This is a genomic window from Mucilaginibacter rubeus (genome assembly GCF_014643835.1).
Taxonomy (GTDB): Bacteria; Bacteroidota; Bacteroidia; order Sphingobacteriales; family Sphingobacteriaceae; genus Mucilaginibacter; species Mucilaginibacter rubeus.
This window is the reverse complement of sequence record NZ_BMKD01000008.1, coordinates 51,194-77,797: the sequence shown is the minus strand read 5'-3', so window position 1 is coordinate 77,797 and position 26,604 is coordinate 51,194. Positions and strand designations below refer to the sequence as shown.

General features: G+C 44.6%; 22 protein-coding genes. 9 read left to right on the top strand and 13 right to left on the bottom strand.

Features of this window, described 5'->3' with window-relative positions; translation table 11 throughout:
- Window positions 1-64 precede the first annotated feature (64 nt).
- Both IEX80_RS22710 and IEX80_RS22705 read left to right on the top strand, forming a co-directional pair.
- Window positions 65-2,476 (top strand): TonB-dependent receptor, encoded by a 2,412-nt coding sequence (locus IEX80_RS22710; RefSeq protein WP_091172774.1) that lies wholly within the window; start codon window positions 65-67, stop codon window positions 2,474-2,476.
- 3 nt (window positions 2,477-2,479) lie between these two features.
- Window positions 2,480-3,649, top strand: coding sequence for a PepSY-associated TM helix domain-containing protein (locus IEX80_RS22705; RefSeq protein WP_091172776.1), 1,170 nt, complete (start codon window positions 2,480-2,482; stop codon window positions 3,647-3,649).
- A gap of 56 nt (window positions 3,650-3,705) precedes the next feature.
- On the opposite strand, the gene IEX80_RS22700 is transcribed toward IEX80_RS22705, so the two are convergent.
- The 12 genes from IEX80_RS22700 to IEX80_RS22645 all read right to left on the bottom strand — a co-directional run bounded on the left by IEX80_RS22700 (window position 3,706) and on the right by IEX80_RS22645 (window position 19,301).
- Window positions 3,706-4,737, bottom strand: coding sequence for a ferredoxin--NADP reductase (locus tag IEX80_RS22700; protein WP_188834244.1), 1,032 nt, complete (start codon window positions 4,735-4,737; stop codon window positions 3,706-3,708).
- A gap of 12 nt (window positions 4,738-4,749) precedes the next feature.
- Complete coding sequence (locus IEX80_RS22695) at window positions 4,750-6,201, bottom strand: amino acid permease (RefSeq protein WP_188834243.1); 1,452 nt, start codon at window positions 6,199-6,201, stop codon at window positions 4,750-4,752.
- A 180-nt stretch (window positions 6,202-6,381) separates the two neighbouring features.
- Complete coding sequence (locus tag IEX80_RS22690; protein ID WP_090531021.1) at window positions 6,382-6,993, bottom strand: superoxide dismutase; 612 nt, start codon at window positions 6,991-6,993, stop codon at window positions 6,382-6,384.
- 180 nt (window positions 6,994-7,173) lie between these two features.
- Complete coding sequence (locus IEX80_RS22685) at window positions 7,174-7,644, bottom strand: nucleoside deaminase (protein WP_176844544.1); 471 nt, start codon at window positions 7,642-7,644, stop codon at window positions 7,174-7,176.
- Entirely contained in the window at window positions 7,645-7,980 is a 336-nt protein-coding gene (locus IEX80_RS22680; protein WP_090531024.1) for a tRNA-binding protein, read from the bottom strand.
- A 222-nt stretch (window positions 7,981-8,202) separates the two neighbouring features.
- Entirely contained in the window at window positions 8,203-9,291 is a 1,089-nt protein-coding gene (locus tag IEX80_RS22675) for an efflux RND transporter periplasmic adaptor subunit (RefSeq protein WP_176625570.1), read from the bottom strand.
- A 4-nt stretch (window positions 9,292-9,295) separates the two neighbouring features.
- Complete coding sequence (locus IEX80_RS22670) at window positions 9,296-12,547, bottom strand: efflux RND transporter permease subunit (RefSeq protein ID WP_188834242.1); 3,252 nt, start codon at window positions 12,545-12,547, stop codon at window positions 9,296-9,298.
- 7 nt (window positions 12,548-12,554) lie between these two features.
- Window positions 12,555-13,949: a TolC family protein gene (locus tag IEX80_RS22665; RefSeq protein WP_188834241.1), complete on the bottom strand. Its 1,395-nt coding sequence runs from the start codon at window positions 13,947-13,949 to the stop codon at window positions 12,555-12,557.
- Window positions 13,950-14,723: 774 nt separating this feature from the next.
- On the bottom strand, window positions 14,724-16,979 hold the full coding sequence (locus tag IEX80_RS22660) for a response regulator (RefSeq protein WP_188834240.1): 2,256 nt from the start codon (window positions 16,977-16,979) through the stop codon (window positions 14,724-14,726).
- Between the two features lie 24 nt (window positions 16,980-17,003).
- Window positions 17,004-17,600: a DUF6436 domain-containing protein gene (locus tag IEX80_RS22655; RefSeq protein WP_090531366.1), complete on the bottom strand. Its 597-nt coding sequence runs from the start codon at window positions 17,598-17,600 to the stop codon at window positions 17,004-17,006.
- 181 nt (window positions 17,601-17,781) lie between these two features.
- Complete coding sequence (locus IEX80_RS22650) at window positions 17,782-18,870, bottom strand: acyltransferase family protein (protein WP_188834239.1); 1,089 nt, start codon at window positions 18,868-18,870, stop codon at window positions 17,782-17,784.
- A gap of 68 nt (window positions 18,871-18,938) precedes the next feature.
- The gene (locus tag IEX80_RS22645) at window positions 18,939-19,301 is read right to left on the bottom strand and encodes a DUF1569 domain-containing protein (RefSeq protein WP_229701728.1); all 363 of its coding nucleotides are present in this window, start codon (window positions 19,299-19,301) and stop codon (window positions 18,939-18,941) included.
- A 308-nt stretch (window positions 19,302-19,609) separates the two neighbouring features.
- Here IEX80_RS22645 and IEX80_RS22640 point away from each other — a divergent pair, with 308 nt between their 5' ends.
- The 5 genes from IEX80_RS22640 to IEX80_RS22620 all read left to right on the top strand — a co-directional run bounded on the left by IEX80_RS22640 (window position 19,610) and on the right by IEX80_RS22620 (window position 23,949).
- Window positions 19,610-20,062: a carboxymuconolactone decarboxylase family protein gene (locus IEX80_RS22640; RefSeq protein ID WP_090531050.1), complete on the top strand. Its 453-nt coding sequence runs from the start codon at window positions 19,610-19,612 to the stop codon at window positions 20,060-20,062.
- A gap of 34 nt (window positions 20,063-20,096) precedes the next feature.
- The gene (locus IEX80_RS22635; protein ID WP_090531052.1) at window positions 20,097-20,441 is read left to right on the top strand and encodes a YciI family protein; all 345 of its coding nucleotides are present in this window, start codon (window positions 20,097-20,099) and stop codon (window positions 20,439-20,441) included.
- 46 nt (window positions 20,442-20,487) lie between these two features.
- A complete protein-coding gene (locus IEX80_RS22630) occupies window positions 20,488-21,729 on the top strand; it encodes an RNA polymerase sigma factor (RefSeq protein WP_188834238.1) in 1,242 nt (413 codons plus the stop codon).
- Window positions 21,730-21,939: 210 nt separating this feature from the next.
- The gene (locus IEX80_RS22625; RefSeq protein WP_090531057.1) at window positions 21,940-22,131 is read left to right on the top strand and encodes a hypothetical protein; all 192 of its coding nucleotides are present in this window, start codon (window positions 21,940-21,942) and stop codon (window positions 22,129-22,131) included.
- A 108-nt stretch (window positions 22,132-22,239) separates the two neighbouring features.
- Entirely contained in the window at window positions 22,240-23,949 is a 1,710-nt protein-coding gene (locus IEX80_RS22620; RefSeq protein ID WP_188834237.1) for a sodium:solute symporter family protein, read from the top strand.
- A gap of 100 nt (window positions 23,950-24,049) precedes the next feature.
- Here the strand turns inward: IEX80_RS22620 and IEX80_RS22615 are convergent, their stop codons facing one another.
- Complete coding sequence (locus IEX80_RS22615; RefSeq protein WP_188834236.1) at window positions 24,050-24,904, bottom strand: DUF2911 domain-containing protein; 855 nt, start codon at window positions 24,902-24,904, stop codon at window positions 24,050-24,052.
- 165 nt (window positions 24,905-25,069) lie between these two features.
- Here IEX80_RS22615 and IEX80_RS22610 point away from each other — a divergent pair, with 165 nt between their 5' ends.
- A complete protein-coding gene (locus IEX80_RS22610) occupies window positions 25,070-26,257 on the top strand; it encodes a class I SAM-dependent rRNA methyltransferase (RefSeq protein WP_176625590.1) in 1,188 nt (395 codons plus the stop codon).
- A gap of 73 nt (window positions 26,258-26,330) precedes the next feature.
- Window positions 26,331-26,480: a hypothetical protein gene (locus IEX80_RS22605; protein WP_176625592.1), complete on the top strand. Its 150-nt coding sequence runs from the start codon at window positions 26,331-26,333 to the stop codon at window positions 26,478-26,480.
- Window positions 26,481-26,604: the final 124 nt, after the last annotated feature.

The window sequence follows — 26,604 nt, the reverse complement described above, 5'->3', positions numbered from 1 at the left end:
AGGAGTGTATTACAGTTCCTGCTTTAAGTTAACAACCCTATCATTCCTGTTAATCCTGAATAAAATGTCCAAATCCATACACTCTTTCTGTAAGCTTCCTCCTCTTTTATTATGTGCGGTTTTGCTGCTCTTCAACATACCCGCGCTGGCCGAGGTAAAACCCGGCACCATAACCGGCACAATCACGACTGCCGATGGCCAAACCGTTCCCGGTGTAACCGTAAGCCTTAAAGGTAATGGCATATCCGCAGGCACGGTTACCAGCGAAAGCGGAAGGTTTACCTTTAACAAGGTAAAACCGGGCAGCTACACCATTAAAGTAACGTTTGTGGGCCTGGCTTCTGAAGAAAAAGCAGTTGAACTGGCCGATGGACAACGCGTTACCGTAAACTTTATGCTGCGCGAAAACGCCAACCAAATTGGTGAGGTCTTAATTTCGGGCAGGAAACAAAAATATAAGATCGACGACCCCTCACCCAGCCTGAGGTTAAACGAGCCTTTACTTGAAGTGGCACAAAATATCCAGGTGGTATCTTCCGACCAGATCAAGGACCAGCAGATCTTTAACATGCTCGAAGGCGTATCGCGCAATGTGAGCGGCTTAACCATGCAGGAGCATTGGGGCAATTATGCCCGTGTAAATGCCCGTGGCGACAGGCTTGCACCTTTCCGCAACGGTATGAACATCGAAGCTACCTGGGGCCCGCTAACCGAGGATATGTCATTTGTTGACAGGATTGAATTTGTAAAAGGCCCTGCTGCATTCATGCTGGCCAACGGCAACCCCTCGGGTTTTTATAACGTAGTTACCAAAAAGCCTACCGGCACTACCAGCCAGGTATTCAGTTTTACTGCAGGCAGTTTTAACAGCTACCGTGCCACTGCCGATTTTGACGGCGTACTTACTAAAAACGGTAAACTGCAATACCGCCTCAACCTGATGGGCCAGCTTTCAAAATCATGGCGCCCGTATGATTTTACCAACCGTACGGCTATCGCTCCCGTATTACGCTACAAATTCGACAGCAAAAATACCCTCACTGCCGAGTATACCTACCAGTACCAGCGCATGAATGCCTTTGGTACCGCCTACCTGTTCTCCACTGATGGCTATGCAACACTGCCGCGCAACTTTACTAACGCGCCTTCAAATTCGCCATCATCGGGCATCCGGGACCAAAGTGCGTTTTTAACTTATGAGCATACCTTTAACAGCAAGTGGAAAGTTACCGCGCAGGGTGCTTATTTTTATTATAAGCAAACGGCATATAGCTATTGGATAAACAGCATCAGCAGCAACGGCGATGTTGACCGTAACCTTGGTTTATGGGATGCTGTTAACAAAAACAAATTTGCCCAGGCTTTTTTAAACGGCGAATTTAATACAGGCAAAGTTGTTCACCGCCTGTTAAGCGGCCTTGATATTGGCGACAAGTACTATATTCCGGATTATTTTCAATCAGGCTCACTTGATCCTGATCCCGCAAACCCTTTCAATATCCACAATCCAAATAATGGCCCTGTTACTTTACCTGTGTTTGATAGATCGGTGCCACTTAGCGAACGTGGTAAAAACGCTGTAAATACCGAAAAATATCAATCAATTTATGTACAGGATGAGTTGGGCTTTTTTGATCAGAAATTGCGTTTAACTGTAGCTGGTCGTTACACCCATGCCACTACAACCGATCCTTATGCCGGCGATACCAAAGGGCATAAATTTACGCCCCGTTTTGGGTTAAGTGTTAACATTGATCCTACTACAACTGCTTATGCGGTATATGATCAATCATTTGTGCCGCAAACAGGTAAAATATACGGCGGCCAAAAAGTTAAGCCTATTACAGGCAACAACATGGAGCTTGGTTTAAAACGCGACTGGTTTGATGGAAAGTGGAATACTACCTTATCTGCTTACCAGATCCTTAAAAACAACCAGTTGGTAACCGACCCCGACAAACATGGTGAATCTGCAGCAAATTACGTTTTGCAATTAGGTCAAACTAAAACAAAAGGTGTTGAATTTGATGCCCGCGGCGAAATCATAACCGGCCTCAGCCTGATGGTTAACTATGCTTATACCGATTCGAAGATTTCTAAAGATACCGACCCTGCAAATGTTGGCAATCCTGTTCCCGGCTTTGCAAAACATGTTACCAATGCCTGGTTAACATACCGTTTACAGCACGGCAGCTTAAAAGGTTTGGGCTTTTCAACCGGATATCAGTGGCAGCTTGACCGCCTGCCATGGAGCCTCGGCACAGGCACTTCTGATCTGCCAAACTACTTCCGTTTAGATGCAGGCGCATCCTACCAGATCAAGAAGATGAGTTTTGCGTTAAATGTAAATAACGTGCTTAACAAATACCTTTATTCAGGCGGTCATGAGGGGTTGAGCACCGACGGCAAAACTGTTTACAGCTGGCAGGCAGAAGCACCAACAAACGTACGTTTAAGTATCGGTTACAAATTTTAATGAATGACACCTTTTAAAAAAACACTGTTGTTTATACATCGCTGGCTTGGATTTATATCCGGGCTGGTGGTATTTATAGTAAGTATAACCGGCTGTATCTTTTGCTTTCAGGACGAGATCCAGGATGCGATACACAGTTACCGTAAGGTTGAGGTACAAGCTAAACCCTACATAGCACCATCAATACTTAAAGCCGAAGCACTGAAAGGCCGTAAAGGCGCTACGGCCAGTTATGTTTACTATTACGGTATCGGTCGCCCTGCGGGGGTGTTGGTAACGGACAAGAAAGAGGGCCTCCTTTTTGTATATCTGAATCCTTATACAGGTAAGATCACCCATACCGAAAGCCCCGCTTCAAACTTTTTTATTATTGTTGAATATATTCACCTATACCTGTTGCTCCCGGCTAATATCGGCACCCTGGTAGTAGGCATATCGGTGATAATTTTTGTGGTGCTGATGATCACCGGCATAATACTCTGGTGGCCCAAACGTAAAAGCGACCGTAAACGCAGCTTCACTATTAAGTGGGGTGGCCGCTGGCGCCGTGTTAATTACGACTTGCATAACGTTTTGGGCTTTTATGCCACCAGCGTGGCCATCATATTGGCCATAACAGGTCTGTCAATATCATTTGACTGGATGCGTGAAGCTATTTACACAGCCGCTAATTTGGGCAAAGCGCATCCCGAAGAAAAGGTAGTTTTCAAGTCCGATTCGTTGTTGAATGGTAAAATGGATACCACCCAGGTTATCAACAAAGCATATTTATCAGCCAAAGCCGCCTCGCCAAATGCCGAAATGTTTTTAATTTATGACGATGCTGCTAAAGCCGGTGCCATAGGCGTAACCGCATACGCACAGGCCCTGCACTACTATAAAAGTGATAGCTATTCTTTCGATAAATACACCGGCAAATTATTGAACCGTACCGCGCATGAACAAAAAAGTGCCGGCATGAAAATGAATAACATGAACTATGATGTTCACGTAGGGCAAATCTTAGGCCTTCCCGGTAAGACCATTGCTTTTTTGGCCAGTTTGATTTGTGCAAGCTTGCCAATCACCGGCTTTATCATCTGGCTCGGCAAACGCAAAAAATCCAAATCAAAAAAGGTAAAAACGGTGGTGCACAGAAGGACGGTAAGGCAGCATTTGCCAACCGACCGTTGATTTTTGATACACTGATTACGTTGATTATTCTTTCGCTTCCTGGTATAACTCCCCTTTTAGGGGGCTGGGGGGCCAATAACCACCTCATCATCCAGCGGATGCCCGGTGCAGGTCAAGATCCATCCTTGTGCAAGGTCCGCTTCAGTAAGTACATCATTCTTCACCATTTCAACTTTACCGCCGGTGCATTTAACCATGCAGGTAGAGCATATTCCTCCCCGGCAGCTATAAGGTAATGGGATATTGTTTTGCAGGGCGGCCTGCAGTATGGATTGGTTTTCGCCTACTACAATATCGTGCAGCTCGCCCCGGTATTTTATTTTGATGTTTTTAGGTGGAAAGTTAGTAAAGCTGCTTGTTACGGCAACTGTTTCGAGCACAAAATTTTCGCGGCGGATCTTTACCTGATCAATCCCCATATACACCAGGTCGAACCGGATCATTCGCATAAAAGCAAACGGGCCACAAAGGTAAAACTCAGCATTTGCCAGGTTGAAGTTGGCGTATTGCTTCACCAGCTTTTCTACCTTATCGGGGTTGAGTCGGTTACCTTCGCTGCTAAGCAGGTAAATGATTGTCAACCTTTCGGGGTATTCGGCTGCCAGTTTACCCAGCTCGTTTTTGAATAAAATGGAAGCAGCATTTTGATTACTATAGATGAGAACCAACCTGCTTTTACCCTCCCGGTTCAAAATATATTTCAGTTGCGAAAATATGGGGGTAATGCCGCTGCCGCCCGCAAATAAAAACAGATCCTTTCCCTGCTGATGGTCACTGATGATAAAACGGCCGGCGGGAGCTAATGCTGTTAACTCATCGCCCTCCTTTATTTTGGTGAGCATAAAACGGGAGATTTCACCATTGGTAATGCGCTTGATAGTTATTGAAAGGTATGGTTCATCGGGCGATGAGCTTAACGAATACGAGCGCCTGATCTCTTCCTGCCTATGGTTAAATATCAGTGTGATGAACTGCCCTGCTGTATAAGGGATAAGATTACCATCAATACTACTCAAATAAAATGTAGCCGTATCTGGGGTTTCCCATTTTATGCGTTCAACTTTTAGTTTTAAAATCTCTTCGGTCATCAATTGGTGGCGCTATTGTTTATCTGCAAGCATTTTGCGGATAACGCTGTTCTTTTTGCCGTAAGTATAGTAGATAACCAAACCAATTGCAAGCCAAATGACCAAACGCAACCAGGTATCGCCGGGTAGAAACGTCATCATGGCAAAACAGGTCAGGATACCCAACACCGGCACCAATGGCACAAGGGGTGTTTTAAACGGCCGGTGAATATCAGGCTGCTGCTTTCGTAAAATAAGCACACCGGCGCAAACCATAACAAATGCAAGCAGGGTACCAATGCTGGTCATTTCACCAACCACGCGTATCGGAACAAATGCGGCAAAGAGGGCTATAAAAGCGCAAAGCATAATATTCGATTTCCAGGGTGTGCGAAATTTGGGATGCACTTCCGAAAAAACCTTAGGCAGCAAACCATCTTTCGACATAGAGAAAAACACACGCGATTGGCCTAACAGGTCCACCAAAATCACCGAGGTATAACCTATTAAAATAGCCAGCACAATAGCTTTACTCAACCACTGGTAATGCGTTTTTTCAATGGCGATGGCAACCGGTGCGCCCGAGCCTATAAATTCCTTATAATTGGCCATGCCGGTCATTACGTGCGCAAATACAATAAAAAGTACCGTACAGATCAGCAGGGAGCCGATGATCCCGATAGGCATATTGCGCTGCGGGTTTTTGGCCTCCTGCGCCGCAGTTGATACAGCATCAAACCCAATAAATACAAAAAACACTAATCCCGCCCCTCTCAATATGCCCGACCAGCCATAATCACCCCAAACACCGGTATTTTGCGGAATATAGGGGTGATAGTTTTGCGGGTTAATAAATGACCACCCAACTGCGATAAACACCAACACCACGCCCACTTTCAAAGTTACAATAATGGCATTAACCAATGCCGAACCTTTTGTACCCCGGATAATGATACTGGTAACCAAAATTACAATGAGCGCAGCGGGCAAATTGATGATCCCGTTAATGATATCACCATTTGCTGCTTTTGCAGTTTCAAAAGGCGAAAGTGTAAGCTGTGGAGGCAAATACAGATCAAACCAGGATAAAAACTTAGTAAGGTATTGCGACCAGCTGATGGCCACTGTTGCTGCGCCAACGGCATATTCAAGCGCAAGGTCCCAGCCTATGATCCATGCAAAAAGCTCGCCCATGGTAGCATACGAATAGGTGTAAGCGCTCCCCGCAACAGGTATCATGGCCGAAAACTCGGCATAGCAAAGGGCAGCAAAAGCGCAGCCAACAGCAGCAATTAAAAAAGAAATAGTTACCGCAGGGCCCGAATGCTGGCCCGCCGCTATACCGGTTAAGGAAAATAAACCGGCCCCTATAATGATGCCTATCCCAATTAAAATAAGGTTAACGGGCCCAAGCGAGCGTTTTAATGAATGTTCCCCTTCCTCCTTCGATTCGCGGAGCAGGGTTTCTATGGGCTTTTTGATCATGATATAAAAAAGTCCACAAAGTTAGTAGATTATTGCAGGGATTAAGCGTGGGTGTATAATTGGGAGGTAAATAAATAAACTTCTCGGGCTCGTTACAAACGGGCGCAAAGGTTATGAAGTAAAACAGAAGCGGCAGGACCATCAGATCCTGCCGCTTTAAATTTAGAAGCTTAAATAATATTAAGCGGTTGCTTTTGCGTAAAGTTCGGCAACGTGGTTCCAGTTGATCACATTCCAGATAGCTGCTAAGTAATCCGGACGACGGTTTTGATATTTCAGGTAGTAAGCATGCTCCCAAACGTCGATACCTAAAATTGGGGTACCTTTAACTTCAGCGATGTCCATTAATGGGTTATCCTGGTTAGGAGTTGAAGTTATAGCTAATTTTTTATCAGCAGTAACAATTAACCATGCCCAGCCAGAACCAAAACGGGTTGCACCGGCTTCAGATACTTTAGTTTTGAAATCGGCAAATGAACCGAAAGTGCTTTTGATAGCATCAGCTAAAGCGCCTGTAGGCTCGCCGCCACCGTTTGGTGATAACAAGGTCCAGAACAAGGTATGGTTGTAGTGGCCACCGCCATTGTTACGCACAGCAGCGGGGAATTTAGAGATATTTTTAATGATATCGTCGATATTGCTTTCAGCCTCAGGCTTACCTTCCAAAGCTTTGTTTAAGTTGGTAACATAAGCCTGGTGGTGTTTGCCATGGTGAATTTCCATGGTCAGTTTATCAATGTGCGGTTCCAGAGCATCAGTAGCGTAGGATAACGCCGGTAGGGTAAATGCCATAATTTTAGTTGTTTATTTTAAAGTTTACTGTTTGTTGTGACGTAACAAATATAAGCGTTGACGGAACTATTTGTTCTAAATAATTGTCATGTTTTCTTTAGTTCATAGTTAATGGTTCATGGATCATAGCTTATATAGCTATTTTTATTACCATGAACTATGATCCATGAACCATCAACCCTACTTCCGCTTACTTTTAAAAAAATCTTTCACCAACTGGCTGCATTCAGCTTCGCGGATACCGCCGGTGATCACTGTTTTGGGATGGGTTATTTTTTGGTTGATGCGGCCGAACCCGAGTTTGTTATCATAGGCCCCAAAAACGATCTTACTTACCTGGAACCAGTATGAAGCCCCGGCACACATTACGCAGGGCTCCATAGTAACGTACAGCGTACAGCCTTGCAGGTATTTACCTCCAATTAAATTAGCGGCCGCAGTAAGGGCCTGCATTTCGGCATGGGCCGATACATCGTTAAGCCGTTCGGTAAGATTGTGCCCTTTTCCTATAATGCGGCCATTGTAAACCACAATTGCCCCAATCGGAATCTCATCCTCCTCCAATGCATAGCGGGCTTCTTTTAACGCTTCGCCCATAAAATATTCATCGGGCGATATAGAGGCCTCATCCTCGAAACTGATATATCTCATTTAAATAAGTTTGCTGCCGTTTGGCACAGGCTTTTCAACAGCGGTTAACACAATGTCTCCGTTCTCATCGGCAAAGCCGGTAACCAGGAACTCCGACATGAAATTGGCGATCTGCTTTTTAGGGAAATTTGTTACACCCACTATCTGCCGGCCAACCAATTCTTCCTTGGTGTAATGCTTCGTGATTTGTGCGCTCGACCACCGGATGCCGAAAGTGCCAAAATCAACCCTCACTTTAAAAGCCGGCTTACGGGCTTCGGGGAAATCAATTGCCTCCAATACAGTGCCTACACGCAGTTCTACTTTTTCAAAATCATGCCAGGTGATGGTTTCCATACGGGCAAAGGTAAAAAAATATGTCTCTCGCTCTTCTCCAAAAGCTGCCCTTGCCCCAATTTTAAGTAAAGGGTTTGATATCGGCATTGGTGAACAAAATTAATGCGTCATGTATCATGAACTGATGAGTTATAATAATGAAACGCGACAATTCTGCTCATGGGGCCGAATGTAAAAGCCCTGTTCCAAGCCGCTTAGGCTTAGCCATTGCCTCTAACACTCTCAATTAATATTCGTCCCGTCCTTCACCTCATCGCTGGCATTTTTAAGAATGATATCGTTGGCCTTCAGGTTTCCAAACACTTCGGTTGAGTCATGTCTGGATAATCCTTCCTTTATATCAATTAATGCTGCCTTGCCGTCTTTTACAGCTATTACATATTCCCTCTCGGTTGACCGGATGATGGCATTGTTGGGCACTAACAACGATTTGGCGCCCGAAAGCATCGGGATCTTTACTTCGGCATACATCCCCGGTTTTAGTATTCCATTTTGGTTTTGTACGTCTATTTCAATAGCTTCAGAACGCATACTCCCTAAAGCATTGGCCGAGCGACTGATTTTGGCTGTTTGTTCCTGCCCCGGCATAGCATTAAAAGTGAATTTTACCTGCTGCTTTAAGTCAACTTTGTCTACGAAATCTTCGGGGATGTAAACCTCTAAACGCAGCTTGCGGGTATCCTGCAAAATAAGCATAGGCAGGTCTGTACCTTTACCCGGGGCTACCAAAGCTCCCGGAGATACATTACGCTGAATGATCATGCCATCAAACGGTGCACGAATGTTCAGGTAATCCTGCATGGTGCGTACAGATGCCACGATCGAGCTTTCTGAGCGGGCCATTGCGTCATCAGCTTTCATTTTTGCTAAAGCGTTATCCAATTCAAGCGGCGACACCGAACCGGGCTCTTTCGCAGCCTCTTTTAAACGCTGATACTTTTCCTTACTTGCAACAGCATTTTCCTTAGCTTGCATATACCGCGAATCCGCAGCCTGCAGTTGCGATTCCATTTCCGGCGCTTCTAAGGTTACCAGTAATTGTCCCTTTTTAACCAAAGTACCACGGTCAACAAAAACGGTTTTTACAAACCCGTTTACTTTCGGAAACAGGTTTACCTCGTTATAGGGCTTTAACTGGCCCGGAAGGCGGGCTTCGCTTGACAGTGCTTTTTCCGACACTTTGCCGGTTTCATATCCGCTTGCTTTTTGGGTGGTTTTTTTGGTTTCTGTGAGGTCCACCGGCTTTTGATTGCCTGCACATGCGGCCATCAGGCTGATACTGCTTAACAGTACAATATATTTTAGTTTCATAATATTAGCTATTGGAGGTTTCAAGTTGTTGAGGTTCATTAACATTTACGTCCTTCATTAAGGACGGTGAATCATAAGTGGTTTTTTGCTGTACCCAGGCAAATACTTGCGGTAGTATAAACAGCGCGGCTAATGTTGAGGCAAATAAGCCGCCTATCACAGCGCGGCCCAAAGGTGCGGTTTGCTCGCCGGCTTCACCCATCCCTGATGCCATCGGGATCATACCTGCCATCATGGCCAAACTGGTCATGAGGATTGGTCTTAACCTGATGGACGCACTGGTAATGGCTGCCCTTGTAGAGTCTTTATAATCCAGTCTCAGGGCTTCAGCATTGGTTACGATCAGGATGGCGTTTGCCACCGATACCCCTGTAGACATGATCATGCCCATGTAACTTTGCAGGTTAAGTGTTGAACCGGTAAGCAGTAATGCTGTTAGCGATCCCAATATTACTGCCGGTACGGTAGATAGTACTGTAAGGGATAATTTAAACGATTGGTAGTTAGCGGCCAGCAATAAAAAGATCACCAAAATGGCAAACATCAAACCGTTCTGCAAGCTGTCGAGCGTTTCTGTCAATAAGCTCGACATACCCTTAACTTCAGCAATCAGGCCTTTAGGCGGTGCCCCGACAGATTTGATAACCTGCTGCACCGCGGCAGTAGCGGTGCCCAAATCCTTCTTGTAAATATTGGCGCTCACGGTTAAGAAGCGGCGCGGACCGGTACGGTCATATTCACCAGGAACGTAATTAACCTTAAAGCTGGCGATATCACCCAGTACAGGTGTACTTTGGCCTTTCACCAGTGGGATCTCTTTCAACTCATCCATTGTATTCATCACATACTCTGGAATTTGCACCTGTACCTGGTAGGTATAGGCCGATTTATCATCCAACCAAAGGTTTTTCTCGGTAAAACGGCTTGATGATGTACTTGCGGTGACCGAGCGGGCAACATCTTTAATATCCAGGCCCAATTGAGCAGCTTTCAACCTGTCGAGCGTTATTGCCACCACCGGAAACTTTAAAGGCTGACTGATCTGCACATCCCTCAGGTAGCTGATCTTTTTAAGTCCGGCCAAAACTTTGTTCGAGTAACCTTCTATCTGCGCCATATCCTTACCCGCCACCCTTATTTCGATAGGTGTGGATGCACCCTGGCTCATGATCTTTTCGGTCATGTCGATAGGTTCAAAAGTGATGCGGAGATCGGGCATGCGCGATGCTATGTTTTTACGGAGCGCATCTTTAAGCTCATCCATATTGATGTGGTAATCTTCATCAAGGTTAACCTGTAATACCGCTTCATGTGTACCGGTATTAAATACATAAAGATTGCTGGTACCATAGCTGCTTGGCACTATGCCCACATAGCCAGATGTAATTGCCACGTGATGATTAACCGTGTTGTCGATGATCTGCAAAACCTGTTTCAGCCCGTCTTCCGTACGTTCAAGTCTTGTGCCATCCGGCTCTTTGATCCTGATCTGAAACTGGCCGTTGTTGAGCTTCGGCATCATATCTTTTCCAATGGTAACAAAGCAAACACCGGCCAGTCCCAAAACAACCACGAGATAAACAGGCACAATTAGTTTTTTGTTATGCATCCAGCGTTCAATGATGTGTATAAAACGGATCTTTATCCGTTCAAACAGGTCATTCTTTTCGGGATGTTTTTGCTCCTGTTGCAGGTGATGGTTTACCTGCCCTTCTTCGGGCCGGTCTAAAGCTTCGCCGGCATGAGCATGCAATTTCCCATGTTCATAATGCTGATAGGTTTCGGCTTTGATAAGCCAGTTTGATAAAATAGGCACTAGTGTTTGCGCTATGATGTACGATACGATCATCGTTAAGCCAATAGATAGCGACAGGGGTAAAAACATCGCTTTAGGCACGCCGTTCATCATAAACGATGGCGCGAATACTGCAAGGATACACAGCAGGATGAGCAATAGGGGGAACGAGATTTCCTGGCACGCATCATAAATAGCCTGTGCTTTGCTTTTGCCCATCTCCAGGTGCTGGTGAATATTTTCGATGGTTACTGTAGCCTGGTCAACCAAAATGCCTATGGCGAGGGCAAGCCCGCTCAATGTCATGATATTGATGGTTTGGCCGAATAAGCCTAAAAGTAATACACCTAACAAAATAGATACCGGGATAGTAATTACCACGATCAAACTACTTCGCCAGTCGCGCAAAAACAATAATACCATCAGGCCGGTGAGCAATGCGCCCAGACCGCCTTCTGTCATAAGGCTCTTTACCGCGTTTATCACAAATATGGATTGATCAAACTCATACGAGATTTTAACGTCATCGGGTAAAAGGCCCTGAATTTCCGGAATCTTCTTTTTCAAAGCCTGTACCACGCTCCAGGTACTGGCATCGGCGGTTTTTACTACCGGCAAATAAACAGAGCGCTTGCCATTGATCAGCGCATAATCAACCGTAACGTCGGTAGCATCGGCAACACGGGCAACATCTTTTACCAAAATGGGTACGCCGTTTTTGGTAACTACGGGGATATTGCCAAATTCATCTGTTTGGCTGATCAGCGTATTAACCGTAGTTACAAACATCGTGTTGCCTAACCTTAAATTACCCGAAGGCGACATCACATTGAACTTAGCCAACGCGCTTACTACCTCATCGGGCGTCAAGCCGTAACTTCTTAATTTGTTTGGATCAACGTTTAAGGTGATGGACCTGGCGTTTGAACCAAACGGCGGCGGGGCCGATAAGCCGGGAACAGTAGCAAACATAGGCCTCACTTTAGTAGCAGCCATATCATAAATATCCTTCAGGCTGCGATTGGGGGCGGATAGTACCAATTGCCCAACGGGCAACGATGAAGCATCAAACCTTACAACCTGCGGCGGCAGTGCTCCCGGCGGGAAAAAGCTCATTACGCGGCTTACCTGCAAAGCCACCTGGGCCTGTGCTTCGGCCATGTCTGTACTCTCGTAAAAGCTCAGCTTAACCATAGTTAAACCCTGGATGTTTTTACTGGTAATACTTTTGATGCCGTTCACATACAGAAACTGGTCTTGCAAACGGGTTGAAAAGAAACCCTCCATTTGCTGCGGCGACATACCGCCATATGATTCAATAACATAAATGGTGGGCAGGTTTAATTTTGGGAAAATATCTATCGGTATTTTTATAGCACTAAGCACTGCAAAGATGAGCAGGCTCAAGGTAACCACCACCGTTGTGATGGGCCGTTTAAGTGCGGATGTGACCATTGACATAGCTAAATTATTTTAAAAGGTTTAATACAGTATTTACCTGGTTGCCGGTAACGGCCTGCTGGAACAGGGCATTTGAATAGGCATATTTGGCCTGTACATAGTCAGTTTCGGCGCGGTAAAGGATATTGAGCGCGGCGTTAAGCTCAATGATATCGGTTAGCCCATTTTTGTATAATGACAACTTTTGCCGGTACCCATCAGAAGCCGCTTTAAGCTGATGAGGGATCTCAACCAGGCGTTCGCGGGCGGTTTGCAGCTCTACGCCCGACCGGTTTGCATTGACCGCCAGCAATTGCTTTTGCTCTTCCAGCTTTTTCCGGGAGTAATCGGTATTGGCACGTTGTGTCCGTAATTTTAACTGGCGGCGACGGATATCAAACAGGTTATAGGAAACACCTATACCTACCAGGTAATTATTCCTGTCGAACCCCCATCCGCTGCTGAGGCTGTTAAAACGGTCGTTAGCATCAACACTTGATCCCCTGCCCCAAACGGCGCCTTCCAATAATATTTTAGGATTGTAGCTTTTTTTGACGAGTGTTTCCCGCTGCAAACTGTTTTGATATACCGATTTATAATAATTGATCAAAGGATGATCGGTGGTGTCGATCACCAAAGGGTCGAGGCCGGTTGCGGTATTGATAAGATTTGTTTCGGCAGCAGTATCGGGTACTATTGTCTGATAGGGTAAGCCGCTGACAGCCGAAAGCTGTAACTGTACCTGCTTCACCTGGTTGTTCAGTTCGATATAGTTCAAACGGGCTTTTGACAGTTCGGCCTCCGCAATGCTGGTATCAACGCCTGCCCTTACCCCACTTTTGGCGAGCGACTGTACCGACCGACGGATCTCCTGGTTGCGTTTTATGTTCCGCGCCTGGATGGTGAGAAAGTTTTCCAGTTCCGTTAGGAGCAGGTAATTGCCAATGGCGTAAGCCTGCAACTGATATTTGGAATCAGCAAACTGGTTTTGCTGTACCTGAATATCAGAGTTGGCTACTTTATTTTGAGCACCATAGGCACCAAAATTGTAGATCTCCCAGTCGAGCGCGGCTACCCCAACGTTGGCTGAAACGGTGGTGGTATTGCTTTCCGGCCGTACCCCCCTGGAGTTGGAAGGAATGATACCAAAGCCGAAGTATGGGCCTGCAACATTGTTATTGGTCCCATAATCTGCCTGGTAATTTAGTTTCAGGTTAGGGAGCCAGCTACTCCTGGTTTCAGCGGCCTGGGCTTGCCTAACCGCTATAGCTGCTGAATCGGTTAGCAATGTGGGTGCGTTTCGGTTTACGCTGTTGAGCAGCGTTTTTAAGCTTACCGGTGTGTTACCTTGTTGCTGCGCATAAGTACAGGCTGTTATTAGCAGGCCTATAAACAGGCAGCAGAACTTCTTTGAAATTCGCATATCTTGATGTACGGAATATGCTTACCGGGAAATGCCCGCACACTAATCGCTACAGATCAGTAAGTACTGCAAAAAATGCCGGTAAACGATGGATAATTAATTGAAAAAATGATCGATGATGTATCTAAAGGCAGAGCGCCTTTAATCATTCAAATCAAATGCGAAAAGTGCAAAGGGAAAGATAGGAGTATCGATACCCGGGTATAATCCTGAAGTTTCGGATTAATGGCTTCGGATTTAATTTCCATAGCTGCAATGCAAAAAACAACAGGATAAAACTGCCTATAACAGCGCTGATCAAATCGGTAACAGACTTTTTCTCCTCAAGGGTTGATTTGTCTGGTCTTTGAACGTAGCTTGATTCGCTGAAGCTGCTGTGCAGGTTCTCCATCTTTCGTTTAAAAACCGAATTGAATCCTGTTGAACGTGTAGGGCCTGGTTGCGTCAAGCGGGGAAGGAAAAAAACATGACTGCTCGCGATGACCAAATAAAAGGCCATTACCGATAATATCCGCAACGATCTCAAAAATTCAGTATTTCGCTTATTCAACATATTGCTTATGTTGTACAAAAATGAAAAAAATAACCTAATTGTTTTGCAAAAGTATTGTTGCATTTATATTCTGCATACCGGGATGAGGAAACTTCACTACTATTAAGTCAAGGTAGCCCCCCGCCAGGTAATTGTCTTGCCCTCCGGAGGTTCTAAGTAACGTTTTCTTTTATTAAACATGAGCGAACCAAGAACCAACTAACAACAGGAGTGCGGTTGCATCAACCCTGGCGAACTGCGGCTTTATTAACTAAAGTGTGCCATTTCGAAAGCTTATTCATCAGCTCATCCAGTTTTACAGGCTTACTCAGGTAATCATTCATACCGGCCTGCAAACAATCCTGTTCATCGCCGGCCATGGCGTTGGCTGTTAATGCAATGATAACAGGCTGCTTAATGTCGTCTTTGCGGATTACACGGGTTGCTTCAAGCCCATCCATAACAGGCATCTGCATATCCATTAAAATAAGCCCGTAATCGTTTTTGTACAGGGCCTCTATTGCTTCGAGCCCGTTTTGGGCCATACCCGGCTTATAGCCCATTTTGTTTAAAATGTGTTTAATAACGTGCTGGTTAACCTCATTATCTTCGGCAATAAGGATATTGAAGGGATATTTATCACTAAAATCAACCGAGAGCTTGCTCTTAGTTTGTTTATCATCGTTTTGGACCGATTTATTCCTGAGCGCCATAAAAACCTGTTTGCCCAGTACCTGTTGTTTTATCGGCTTGCTCATAACTGAGGTAAACAGCATTCGCTGATCTTTTATAAATTCTTCGCCAACCGAGCTTAGCAGTATAATAGGAATGTGGCTGTACCCTTCCCTGATGATGCGGGCCAGCATAACCCCATCCATAACGGGCATGTTCATGTCGGTTATAACCAGGTCAATGTCTTTGTTTCTCTGCAGGATCACTAAAGCCTCGGCGGCAGACTCTGCCGGTACCGATTTAAGGTTCCAGTTTTCAAACTGGCGGTTTAAAATAGACAGGTTGGTATGGTTGTCATCAACTATAAGGATCTTTTTGCCGCGCAGTTCCTCAAGATCAAAACTGGCAGGCTGCCGGTGGGAAATCTCGCCGGGATAGGCGTTTATGGTAAAGAAAAACCTGGTACCGGCACCGGGCTCACTTTCAACGCCTATACTGCCGCCCATTAGCGCAACAAGCTTTTGGCAAATAGCCAAGCCTAAACCGGTGCCCCCGTATTTGCGCGTAGTAGATGAATCGACCTGCGAAAATGCCTTGAACAGCCGGTGCAGCTTATCATGCGGAATGCCTATGCCTGTATCCCAAACATCAAATCTTAATTTCAGCAAGCCATCAGATTGTTTGTCAACACAGCTAACCTTAATACCAACCTCACCTTTCTCCGTAAATTTTATGGCGTTGCTTACCAGGTTTATAAGTACTTGTTTAAGCCGCAGCGGATCGCCGATGATACCCGGAGATATATCTTCGGCAATTTCATAAACCAGGTCGAGCCCCAATTGTCCGCCTTTAATGGCAAACATATCCATCACATCTTCAATACACTGTCGCAGGTTAAAATCATCCTGTTCAAGATCAAGACTCCCTGCTTCTATCTTTGAAAAATCAAGAATGTTATTGATCACATGGATGAGCGTTTCGCCGCAGCTGATGATGGTTTCGTTAAACATACGCTGCTCATCGTTAAGCTCAGTTTCATTCAATAAAGCCGACATCCCGATAACCCCGTTCATAGGCGTACGGATTTCGTGGCTCATGGTGGCCAGGAAAATACTTTTTTCCTGATTAGCCTGATCAGCCGCGAGGCGTGCCTTTTGAAGTTCCTGGTTTGAATAGTTTAGTTCCTGGTTTGCAGCTGCCAAAACCTCTTCATTATGTTTACGCTCGAGCGATAACTGAGCTTCCCGCTGCAGATCGGCCATTTGCAGGGTTTGTACTATTCTTAGTTCGTTATACTTGCGCAACTGATAGGCCCAAAGTCCGCATATGAACATGATAACCCCGGTAAGCAACACATGTATGGTAAACGTTTGAAGATCAAAGTAATTGAGCTGGGTAAAAAATATGCCGCCATAGCCAATATCCTGCATATAGCTGAAAACAGCATGGTGTACAATAACAACTAAAAGCAATGGCAATTGTAGCCTCCAGTTTTGGTAGGTGATCAGCAGCGCACTCGAAATAAAAGCAAAAAAGTGCATCTCAAACAAGCCGTGCATCTGGTAAATATACTGGGCCATAAAAATACCTAATACAGCTGCCAGCACATATTGGTATAAGGAAGAATTAGGCAGGGCTATTTTAGCAGTATAGTACGCCAACAGGCACAGGCCGCCAACGCCAAAGGCAATAAGCCATGTATCATAAAAATAGGCCAATGCTAAACCAACTACAAAATGCACAGGCAGGAAATAATCCATCAACCTGTCTGAGCGGTCTTTGATCTCGGTTTGAAAATTAATGTTTTGAACTATGTCTGCGGTCACAATGATTGATATTTAGGGGTAATATTAATTATGACAGTCGGGCAGTCGACAGCCGTATGAGGTTAATGCAAGTTTATTAAATGTTAGGCGTGTATTGTCGTTCAGTAAACCGTTGATCGCTACTTTGGCGAAGCTTGTTTTTTCATCGGTACAGTAACGGCTTATGTTATAATTGCCGCGGTAATACAGCTTGCTGCCTGTATCAATAAGGGCAGCCTGGGGTGTTGAGTAAACCCCGCAGGCCTCAGCAACCGAGGGATCAAATATAACGGGGAGTTTCATCCCAAACTTGTCCTGGATTTCGCTTTCGGTGAAGTGTTTACTGCTCATGATCACGATGGCAAAATTCACCTGTCTGTGATATTGCTGGGCAATAGCCTTAAACTGTTTGATATTAAATCTTGAACAGGGACAATCCGGATTAAAAAAATGCAGGAACAGCGGTTTACTGCGATCCTGGTAGTGCCTGGGGTTGATGGACACTATCGTACCCTGCTTTACTGCTTTATAGTTTTCGGGTACAGGAGTAGGCAACTGGTATTGCAGCTCATTATACCAAAACAAAGCGCCAACAGCGATTAAAAGTATCACGAGCCAACCAATAACTAACGTTTTTTTCATTGTACCAAAGGTTGGCATACTTCAACAGAACAACTGAAAATCAGCACAAAACCATTTGTAAAAATAATTATTTTTAGTGTATAAAAAACACTTTTCCGGCATTTTAAACATACAGGTTTTAATTTAACCGTTGGCTAACCCCCTCCTTAATCTTTAATTAAGCAAACGAATAGCCATTCAGTTATTTGACAGCCTGTTTTTTTCTTCTTTCGGTTAGGTAACGACGCAGGGGGATATCGTAACCTATCATAACCAGGTAAGCAAATGTAACTAATACAACTAATCCGGGTATAATGATATATGCCAGGTGAACAGCATCGGGTTTATTTGCCGCATAATAATTACCAAACATCCACATTCCTGCATAATGGGTCATGTATAAAGGATAAGAGATACTCCCCGAAAAAACACATATTTTACGTAAGCTGTTGTTAAGAACAGCGCCTGCTCCCAGCGAAACCATTAACGGGAAATAAATTATAACTATAAAAGGCTCGGTAAGCCAGTTCCATGTTGAGAACGGAGACAGGAAAGCCAGCATCAATAAAATAGAAAGACCGATAAAACCAAGCTTATTTTTGACGATAAGGTTATAACGGTAAACCAGCAAACCAGCAGTAAAAGAATAAGCTATACGTACACCTCCATCCCAGAAAGTTCCGCCGCTCCAGCCGCCCATTAAATTACCTGAGTGAGCTGCCACATAGCAAATACCTACAGCAGAAATTGCAGCAAGGACAATCAGGTAGCGCCGCTGAAGGCGACAAAGCACAAGTGCATAAACAATGTTAGCTACATATTCCCAAAACAATGACCAAGCAGGTGCATTAAACCCAAACAAGTTAAAATACCGTTCATTCATTGTCGGGTTAGGAATCATTAATATGGAGCTGAGAAATAATAGTAGTATACTGCCCGCACTACGGGCTATGGGTTGGGCATTAAATGGATCAAATATAAACCCTAACAAGCCCAATACCGAGCCAAAAACAACAAGCGGGTGCAGCCTGATCAACCTCGATTTGAAAAATTCCTTTATGCCCATTTTGCCGATCCTGTCGTCATAAGCATAACCAATTACGAAGCCCGACAGGCAAAAGAAAAAATCAACCGCTAAAAAGCCATGACCTATAAAATCCTTGCTGTAGTCGGAATAAGCAATCTCCATAAAATGGAAAGTAACAACTGCAATAGCTGCTATGCCCCGAAGGCCGTCAAGAATTTCAAAATGCTGTTTGGTTTTAAGGATGGCGGGGCTTAGTTTTTCCATGCACTATATCGATTTACCTATATGCCGGTAAAGAAAGGAAAATTTAACCGTATGTTCAAACTATGCGCTTAACAGCCAAACTGGGTGAGGTGATGGTCAATATGTTTATAGAACATATTGCTCCATTCGGTAATGGTTAAGGAGCCAAACGAATGCGACTCGCGGCCATCAAAAGCTTTTTCGCCCAGCTGCTGTGTTTTTTGGATGTAGGCTATCAACCGGGCTTTTTCGGTATTGAAATCCCTTTCGCCGGTAATAAGAAATGCAGGCGCTGTAGGGTTGTTGTGTTTATATGGAATTTCGCTCACCACCTTGTTTTTAACCAGCATTTTCAGGATGAGTTTCATGAACAAGCCGGGTTTGGGGTGCTTATCTTCATACACCATTTCGTACGTTACACAGCAGTGTGCCAACATTTGTGCTACGTTCATTTTACCCCACCTCGGTGAGGTTTACGGCGTGAGCTTGTTGATCCGGCTGATTACATCATCAGCTACCTCTGCAGTGAAAATATTGGGTAAGGCCATGAGGGAAAGATAGGTATTTTTATACAGAGACGTATTATATGTATATGTAGTTAAACCGGAAAATCTGCGAAGCGGGCGATGCATTAGATGCCGCCCAACAAAAATTCCCGATATGAATTCCGATCTTATAAAAAATAAAAAATATTTTTCATTTTGTCCAATCTGCTAAGCACGGTTGTCATTGGGTTTTAACAACATAAATTTAAAACAAAATGGAACAGAGAATCAGCATGTGGGAAAAAGGCCAAAATGCCTTAAAACCATTATTCGGTATTAATACTTATCTTAAAAAGTCGCCCCTTGAGTTATCCCTTCGTGAGTTGGTAAATTTCAGGGTATCACAGATCAATAAATGCGCTTATTGTCTTGACATGCACTATAAAGATGCACGTGCCAAAGGCGAAACTGAACAACGTTTATACGGCCTGAGCGCCTGGGAAGAATCGCCTTATTATACCGATCGTGAAAGGGCCGCCTTTGCCTGGGCCGAAGCCGTTACCGCCTGCCATGTAACCGACGAAGTGTACAACATAGCCAAGGCGCAGTTTAGTGATGAAGAACTGATAGACCTTACGCTGTCCGTTACCACCATTAACACCTGGAACCGCATCAACCTATCGTTCCCAAATACGCCCGGCACATACCAGGTTGGCCAGTTTGCATAAACAGCTTATATTAACGCCATTAAAACATAGCCTTATGAATGAATTTTTGTTAGTGATCCACAGGGATCTGAAAAGTAAAGATGCCAGTCCCTCGCCCGAACAAATGCAGGCAGCTATAAAACCTTTCCAGGATTGGATAGGCGGCATCGCGGCCCAAAACAAACTGGTTGGTGCTCCCAAACGCTGGGATGGCGATGGCCGTACAATTAAGCAAAATACCGTGATCAATGGTCCTTATGCCGAAATTAAGGAATCGATAGGCGGGTTGTTTATAATCAGGGCCGAAGATTACGATGAGGCCGTTGAAATTGCCAAAGGCTGCCCGATATTGCAATGGGGGGCCACCGTTGAAGTACGAATGGCTGTGCCTGCCGTATAAAATAAAATGCCTTTGTACTTTTGCAAAGGCATTTTTATTTTAACCTATGCAACCCCAAGAACTTTTACCTCACCTGTTCCGCACCGAGTACCGGAAAATTGCAGCAGTGCTTTGCCGCCTTTTTGGTATTGAACATATTGAAATTGCCGAAGATATTGTGAGCGACACCTTCCTTTCAGCCACTGAAAATTGGAGCCTGAAAGGTTTACCTGATAATCCGACGGCATGGCTTTATACCGTTGCAAAAAATAAAACCAAAAATTACCTGAAACGGGATACGATTTTTAAGCAAAAGCTTTTGCCCGAAATAAAATATACTACCGACAGCACAGGCGAAATAGAGATCGACCTGTCTGCCAAAAACATAGCTGATAGCCAGTTGGCCATGATCTTTACGGTTTGCAACCCGGTTATTTCGGCCGAGTCGCAGGTGGCGCTTGCCCTTAACCTGCTTTGTGGTTTTGGTATACAGGAAATTACCGATGCTTTTTTAGCAAACAAGGAGGTGATATACAAACGGATAAACCGCGCAAAGGAAAAACTGAAAGAGTCGGAGATCCGGATTCAGCAGCCAAGCCTGAGCGAGATCGGCAACCGGCTGGAAACTGTTTTAACAACCATTTACCTGCTGTTTTCTGAGGGATATTACTCAACCTCCCAAAACGTCACCCTTCGCCGTGATCTTTGTACTGAAGCTATGCGGCTTAATTACCTGCTTATTGAAAATCCGGCCACCAATATTCCTGCCGTAAATGCACTTTTTGCGCTGATGTGTTTCCACGCGTCGCGGTTTGAGGCCCGCGCCAATGATCATGGTGAAATGATCCTCTATGAGGATCAGGATGAATTACTTTGGGACAGGGACCTGATTAATAAAGGCATTTACTACCTGAACCAGGCCTCAACCGGAACTTCAATAACTAAATATCACCTTGAGGCCGGCATAGCTTACTGGCATACCATTAAGGAGGATGCTGCCGAAAAATGGGAAAATATATTACAACTGTACAATAGCCTCCTCATCTTGGAGTATTCGCCCATCGCCGCGCTGAACCGGACATTTGCCCTTGCCAAAGCCAATGGAAAACCGGCTGCAATAGCCGAAGCCGAAAAACTGAACCTGAGCAGTAACCACTTTTATTATTCGCTGCTGGGCAACCTGTATACCGGCATAGATAATCAAAAAGCCTTAGGGCATTACGAAACAGCTATGAACCTGGCTACTTCTGCAAATGATAAGGCAACTATGGCGGGAAATGTTGAGCGGTTAAAAAACTTGCAGGAATAGCCTCCTTACAATAGTTGAAAAGGTATTGGTTCATGCATACCGCAAAGCTGCTGGCATATTTACAACGATAGTGCATTTAAAACCAACCGGACACCGACTGAATAATTGGTGTCATTTATGAGCTTTTAAACCGCACAATCCTTTTACAAAACAAACTTTGGTAAAATTCAATTAATCACCTATTTTTGCTGCAATCATATACATAACATCATGGGACACCATAAAGAAGAAAAAGAAAACTTTGATTACATATACTATTTGGTAGGATTAATCTCTGGCTTATTTGTAGGCGGTATTATTGAAAAAGGCTTTACCTGGATTTTTGTAGGTGGTGTTTTAGGCTTGTTAACTGCTGCTGCATATATCGCCGTGTTAGTTCGTGGCCGTAATGAAGAGGCCTGATCCTGACCTCCCTTCATTTATAAAAAATTGGAACCAGTTTTACGGCATTGTTGCCGCATGGCTGGTTTTTTTAGTTTTAGTATTCTGGCTCATTACCAAATTCTTTGAATGAGTTTAACCGACTGGATTGTTTTAGGCCTTACCATATTTTCTATAGTGCTTTATGGCATATGGAAAAGCGGCAATAATAAAAATATCGACCAGTTTTTGATGGGCAGCCGTTCATTACCCTGGTACCATGTGGGCTTATCGGTAATGGCTACCCAGGCAAGTGCCATTACCTTTCTTTCGGCGCCGGGCCAGGCTTACTCAGACGGAATGCGTTTTGTGCAGTTCTACTTCGGGCTGCCCCTGGCCATGATCGTACTTTGTATCACCTTTGTCCCCATTTTCCATCGCCTTAAGGTTTATACTGCTTACGAATTTCTGGAACAGCGTTTTGACCTGAAAACCCGGGCGCTTACATCGTTCCTCTTCCTGGTTCAGCGCGGCCTTTCAACCGGCATTACCATTTATGCTCCGTCTATCATCCTCTCAACCATATTAAATATTAATACGGTTTACACTACACTGTTTATAGGCGGGCTGGTAATTGTTTATACTGTTTATGGCGGCAGTAAGGCTGTGTCATATACCCAGCTATTGCAAATGAGCATTATTTTTACGGGGATGTTTTTGGCAGGAGTACTGGTTGTTTACCTGTTGCCCGGCAATGTAAGTTTCATGAGCTCGCTCAAAATGGCCGGTAAAATGGGCCGTATGAACGTGATAGACTGGAAATTCGACCCCAATAACCGTTATACCGTTTGGAGCGGATTGATCGGGGGCTTCTTTTTACAGCTTTCCTATTTTGGTACAGATCAAAGCCAGGTTGGCCGTTATTTAACCGGCAGCTCGGTAGGGCAAAGCCGCCTCGGGCTAATCATGAATGGCCTGATCAAGATCCCGATGCAATTCCTGATCCTGCTGATAGGGGTGCTGGTTTTTGCGTTTTACCAGTTTAACCGCCCGCCCATGTTTTTTAACCAGTATGAGGTTAAACAAATTCAAAAAAGCGTTTACGCTACGGAATATGACCATCTCAATCAGCAATATGGCCAGGCTTTTGAGCAAAAAAAGATCAAGGCTAATGAGTTGATAAAAGCCATCGACAGTAAAAATGAAGATCGGATCAGTCATGCCAAAGATCAATTAAAGGTGGCCGACACTAAGGCCCGCCTCATCAGGCAAAACGCCATTGAACTGATGAAAAAGAACAACCCTAAGGCCGATGATAACGATACCAACTATGTATTCCTTACCTTTGTTACCCAGTATCTGCCCAAAGGCTTGATAGGATTACTGATAGCCATTATTTTTCTGGCCTCAATGGGCTCAACCGCAAGTGCTTTAAATTCATTAGCATCAACCAGTGTGGTTGATATTTACAAACGCATTGTTAATCCCAACGCTACAGATCAGAATTATTTAAATGCATCGCGCCTGGCAACCGTGTTCTGGGGCCTGGTTTGCATTGGGATGGCCCTTTACGCCAGCCGCATAGGTAATCTGTTAGAAGCCGTAAATCAATTGGGCTCTTATATTTACGGAACCATCCTTGGAGTGTTCATAGTGGCCTTCTATCTTAAAAAAATAGAAGGGACTGCGGTATTTATAGCGGCAGTTATAACGGAAGCAATTATTTGTATCCTGGGCTATTTTGATGTAATCGCTTATTTGTGGCTCAATGCTATCGGTGCTGTTTTATTGATTGTGATTGCGTGGTTAATTAGTGCAGGAGCCCCCTCTAAATCTCCCACGGTTGGGGAGACTTTCTGAATATTATCAATTCATAAAAGAAAATCGCCATTTCGTATAAAAAACAGCGATTTTCTTTTTAAAGCCCTCCCTTCCGGGGAGGGTTGGGTGGAGCTTAGGGCTATCGCTTAGCCTGATCCAGGGCTTCCTGGTTTAAGCGGGCGTATTCTTCATCTTTGTCGGCGTTGGCTAAAGCGATACCGGCTTCGGCAGCGGCAATTGCGCCAGCTTTATCGCCTTTACGCAGTAACAAACGCGATTCCCAAAGCTTATACCATGGGCCTTTAGGCTCAATTTTTTCAGCCTCATAAACCCAGCCAAGGGCTTTATCAACGTCTTTATGGTTTTCGTAGTAGTATTGTATGGCGTTGAAATAGTATGGTTTGCGGTCGCCTTTCATCAGCTCATCAATATTGGCTGTGATTTTGGCATCGTCATCAGTTTCCATGTGGATATAGGCCGCGGTTTTGTCCCAAACCAAAACAAGGTCGGTTGCTTTGGTAGTTGTATTAACAAAAGCCATAGTAAACGTTTCGCGTTTTTCGCTCACGCGGATTGGCTTGATATTAAAACGCAGAAAATCCTGGTCTTGCTTGTAACTATAAGCGCCCCATTGTTTTACCACTTTATTGAGGATGATGGTCCACTCGCCTTTATTAGGGATACTGAACAGGGAATAAGTACCCGCAGGCACGGGGTTACCTTCAATAACAACTTTTTCGGTAAAAGTGATGGTTGTTGCCGCGTTGGCGCCGGTACGCCAAACTTCGCCGTAAGGGATAATGCCCCCGAATATTTTGCGGTCTTTAACATTTGGACGGGAATAAGTGATGGTTATTTTCCCTAATCCGAAATCCTGGATAATGGTTTGAGTTGAGCTGGCCTCAGGTATGCGGGGAATCTGGGCGTATGACTTTGAGCTAAAACAACAGCACGCTATCAGCATACTGAACAGGAGTACGTAGGTTTTTTTCATGATTATAGTTTTCGAATCTAAGATACCAAATGTTTTAATGCGGATATTATTGTGTATGACCTAAAAATATTTTCAAGGTTTAGAAGCCTTAATACAAATACGTAATAAATGAAGGCCGCGTTGCTGTAAAGCTAAAATTGCCAGCGCTTTATTACCTTTGCACACATGATTGACGTTATATTAAAGAAAGGCAAAGAAAAAGCCGTTTTGCAAAGGCACCCCTGGGTGTTTTCAGGAGCGATTGAAAAAGTAAAAGGCAAGCCTGCCAATGGCGATGTAATAAAACTGCTGAATGCGCAAGGCGAATTCATGGCCTATGGCTTTTATAACGATCAGTCGAGAGTTACTTTACGTTTGCTGGAGTGGAACAAGGATGTACAGGTAAACGAAGCGTGGTTTCGTGAAAAAGTAGCAACCGCGGTTAAAAGCCGTGCTAACATATTGGCTAACGGTACCAATACCTGTCGTTTAATTTTTAGTGAATCGGATTATCTGCCGGGGCTAATTGTTGATAAATATGCCGGCCATTTGGCAGTGCAGGTACTTACCTCGGGTATTCAAAATGTAATGCCTGTTATTATTGATGAACTAAAAAAATTGCTCGATCCCGAAAGTATCTCGGATAAAAGCGATAATGCTTCACGTGCCCACGAAGGGCTGGCCGAAGCTGAGAATAAAGTACTTGCTGGCAGTCCGCCGCCTGAGCTGGTTGAGGTATTAGAAAACAACGTTATTTACGGTATCAATATCACCGAAGGCCAAAAATCCGGCTTTTATTGCGATCAGCGCGATAATCGTCATGTGTTGGCTGTACATACTAAAGATAAAAAGGTACTGGACTGCTTTTGTTATACCGGCGGCTTTACGCTGAACAGCCTTAAAGAAGGTGCCGCATCAGTAACCAGTGTAGACAGCTCGGCGTTAGCTATTGAAACGCTGGCCGAAAATATCAGGCTGAATAAACTGGATGCAACCAAACACACGGCTATTAAATCTGACGTGAATGTGCAGTTACGCAAATTCAGGGATGAGGGCGAGAAGTTCGATGTAATCGTACTCGATCCGCCTAAATATGCGCCATCACGCTCGGCGCTCACCCGTGCATCACGTGCTTATAAAGATTTGAACCGTTTGGGTATGCTGCTGCTTAATGAGGGCGGCTTGCTGGCAACCTATTCCTGCTCGGGTGCTATGGATATGGAAACCTTTAAACAGGTAATTGCCTGGGCCGCGCTTGATGCGGGTAAACAGGTTCAGTTTATCTACCAGTTCCATCAACCCGAAGACCATCCGGTACGTGCTTCCTTCCCCGAAGGCGAGTATCTGAAAGGTTTGCTTTGCCGGGTGTTTTAGTCGCCCTACCCCCCTAAAGGGGGAACTTTTGTGGAAGGCCTGTTTTGCTAAGCAAAGCAGGCCTTCGGCATTTATGCAATCTACAATCTACCTCGGGTTTTCAACCCGTGGTTACCATGATTTCAGCTTTCAGCTGAACCGCATTCCACGTAAGCTGGAAGCTTACCCGATAGAGCCCACAGGTTACGCTACCGCTAAACCTGCGGTAGTTTTCTTTAATTAACCCTTCTCCGCTTAAAAAAGCGGTTAATTTTTGAGCGGTTAATAAAATTTTAGTCCAATTAACCCCTTTTTTAACCCCCGTTTTAATACCACCCGCTATATCATTGCTGTGCCAAATGGAAAAC

Coding starts and splice junctions, on each gene's coding strand:
- IEX80_RS22630 (WP_188834238.1), top strand. CDS start 20,488: ATGCAACCCCAAGAACTTTTACCTCACCTGTTCCGCACCGAGTACCGG.
- IEX80_RS22625 (WP_090531057.1), top strand. CDS start 21,940: ATGGGACACCATAAAGAAGAAAAAGAAAACTTTGATTACATATACTAT.
- IEX80_RS22655 (WP_090531366.1), bottom strand. CDS start 17,600: ATGAAAAAAACGTTAGTTATTGGTTGGCTCGTGATACTTTTAATCGCT.
- IEX80_RS22700 (WP_188834244.1), bottom strand. CDS start 4,737: ATGACCGAAGAGATTTTAAAACTAAAAGTTGAACGCATAAAATGGGAA.
- IEX80_RS22680 (WP_090531024.1), bottom strand. CDS start 7,980: ATGGAAACCATCACCTGGCATGATTTTGAAAAAGTAGAACTGCGTGTA.
- IEX80_RS22610 (WP_176625590.1), top strand. CDS start 25,070: ATGATTGACGTTATATTAAAGAAAGGCAAAGAAAAAGCCGTTTTGCAA.
- IEX80_RS22675 (WP_176625570.1), bottom strand. CDS start 9,291: ATGAAACTAAAATATATTGTACTGTTAAGCAGTATCAGCCTGATGGCC.
- IEX80_RS22695 (WP_188834243.1), bottom strand. CDS start 6,201: ATGATCAAAAAGCCCATAGAAACCCTGCTCCGCGAATCGAAGGAGGAA.
- IEX80_RS22685 (WP_176844544.1), bottom strand. CDS start 7,644: ATGAGATATATCAGTTTCGAGGATGAGGCCTCTATATCGCCCGATGAA.
- IEX80_RS22650 (WP_188834239.1), bottom strand. CDS start 18,870: ATGGAAAAACTAAGCCCCGCCATCCTTAAAACCAAACAGCATTTTGAA.
- IEX80_RS22645 (WP_229701728.1), bottom strand. CDS start 19,301: ATGAACGTAGCACAAATGTTGGCACACTGCTGTGTAACGTACGAAATG.
- IEX80_RS22670 (WP_188834242.1), bottom strand. CDS start 12,547: ATGTCAATGGTCACATCCGCACTTAAACGGCCCATCACAACGGTGGTG.
- IEX80_RS22640 (WP_090531050.1), top strand. CDS start 19,610: ATGGAACAGAGAATCAGCATGTGGGAAAAAGGCCAAAATGCCTTAAAA.
- IEX80_RS22690 (WP_090531021.1), bottom strand. CDS start 6,993: ATGGCATTTACCCTACCGGCGTTATCCTACGCTACTGATGCTCTGGAA.
- IEX80_RS22615 (WP_188834236.1), bottom strand. CDS start 24,904: ATGAAAAAAACCTACGTACTCCTGTTCAGTATGCTGATAGCGTGCTGT.
- IEX80_RS22635 (WP_090531052.1), top strand. CDS start 20,097: ATGAATGAATTTTTGTTAGTGATCCACAGGGATCTGAAAAGTAAAGAT.
- IEX80_RS22710 (WP_091172774.1), top strand. CDS start 65: ATGTCCAAATCCATACACTCTTTCTGTAAGCTTCCTCCTCTTTTATTA.
- IEX80_RS22620 (WP_188834237.1), top strand. CDS start 22,240: ATGAGTTTAACCGACTGGATTGTTTTAGGCCTTACCATATTTTCTATA.
- IEX80_RS22605 (WP_176625592.1), top strand. CDS start 26,331: ATGCAATCTACAATCTACCTCGGGTTTTCAACCCGTGGTTACCATGAT.
- IEX80_RS22705 (WP_091172776.1), top strand. CDS start 2,480: ATGACACCTTTTAAAAAAACACTGTTGTTTATACATCGCTGGCTTGGA.
- IEX80_RS22665 (WP_188834241.1), bottom strand. CDS start 13,949: ATGCGAATTTCAAAGAAGTTCTGCTGCCTGTTTATAGGCCTGCTAATA.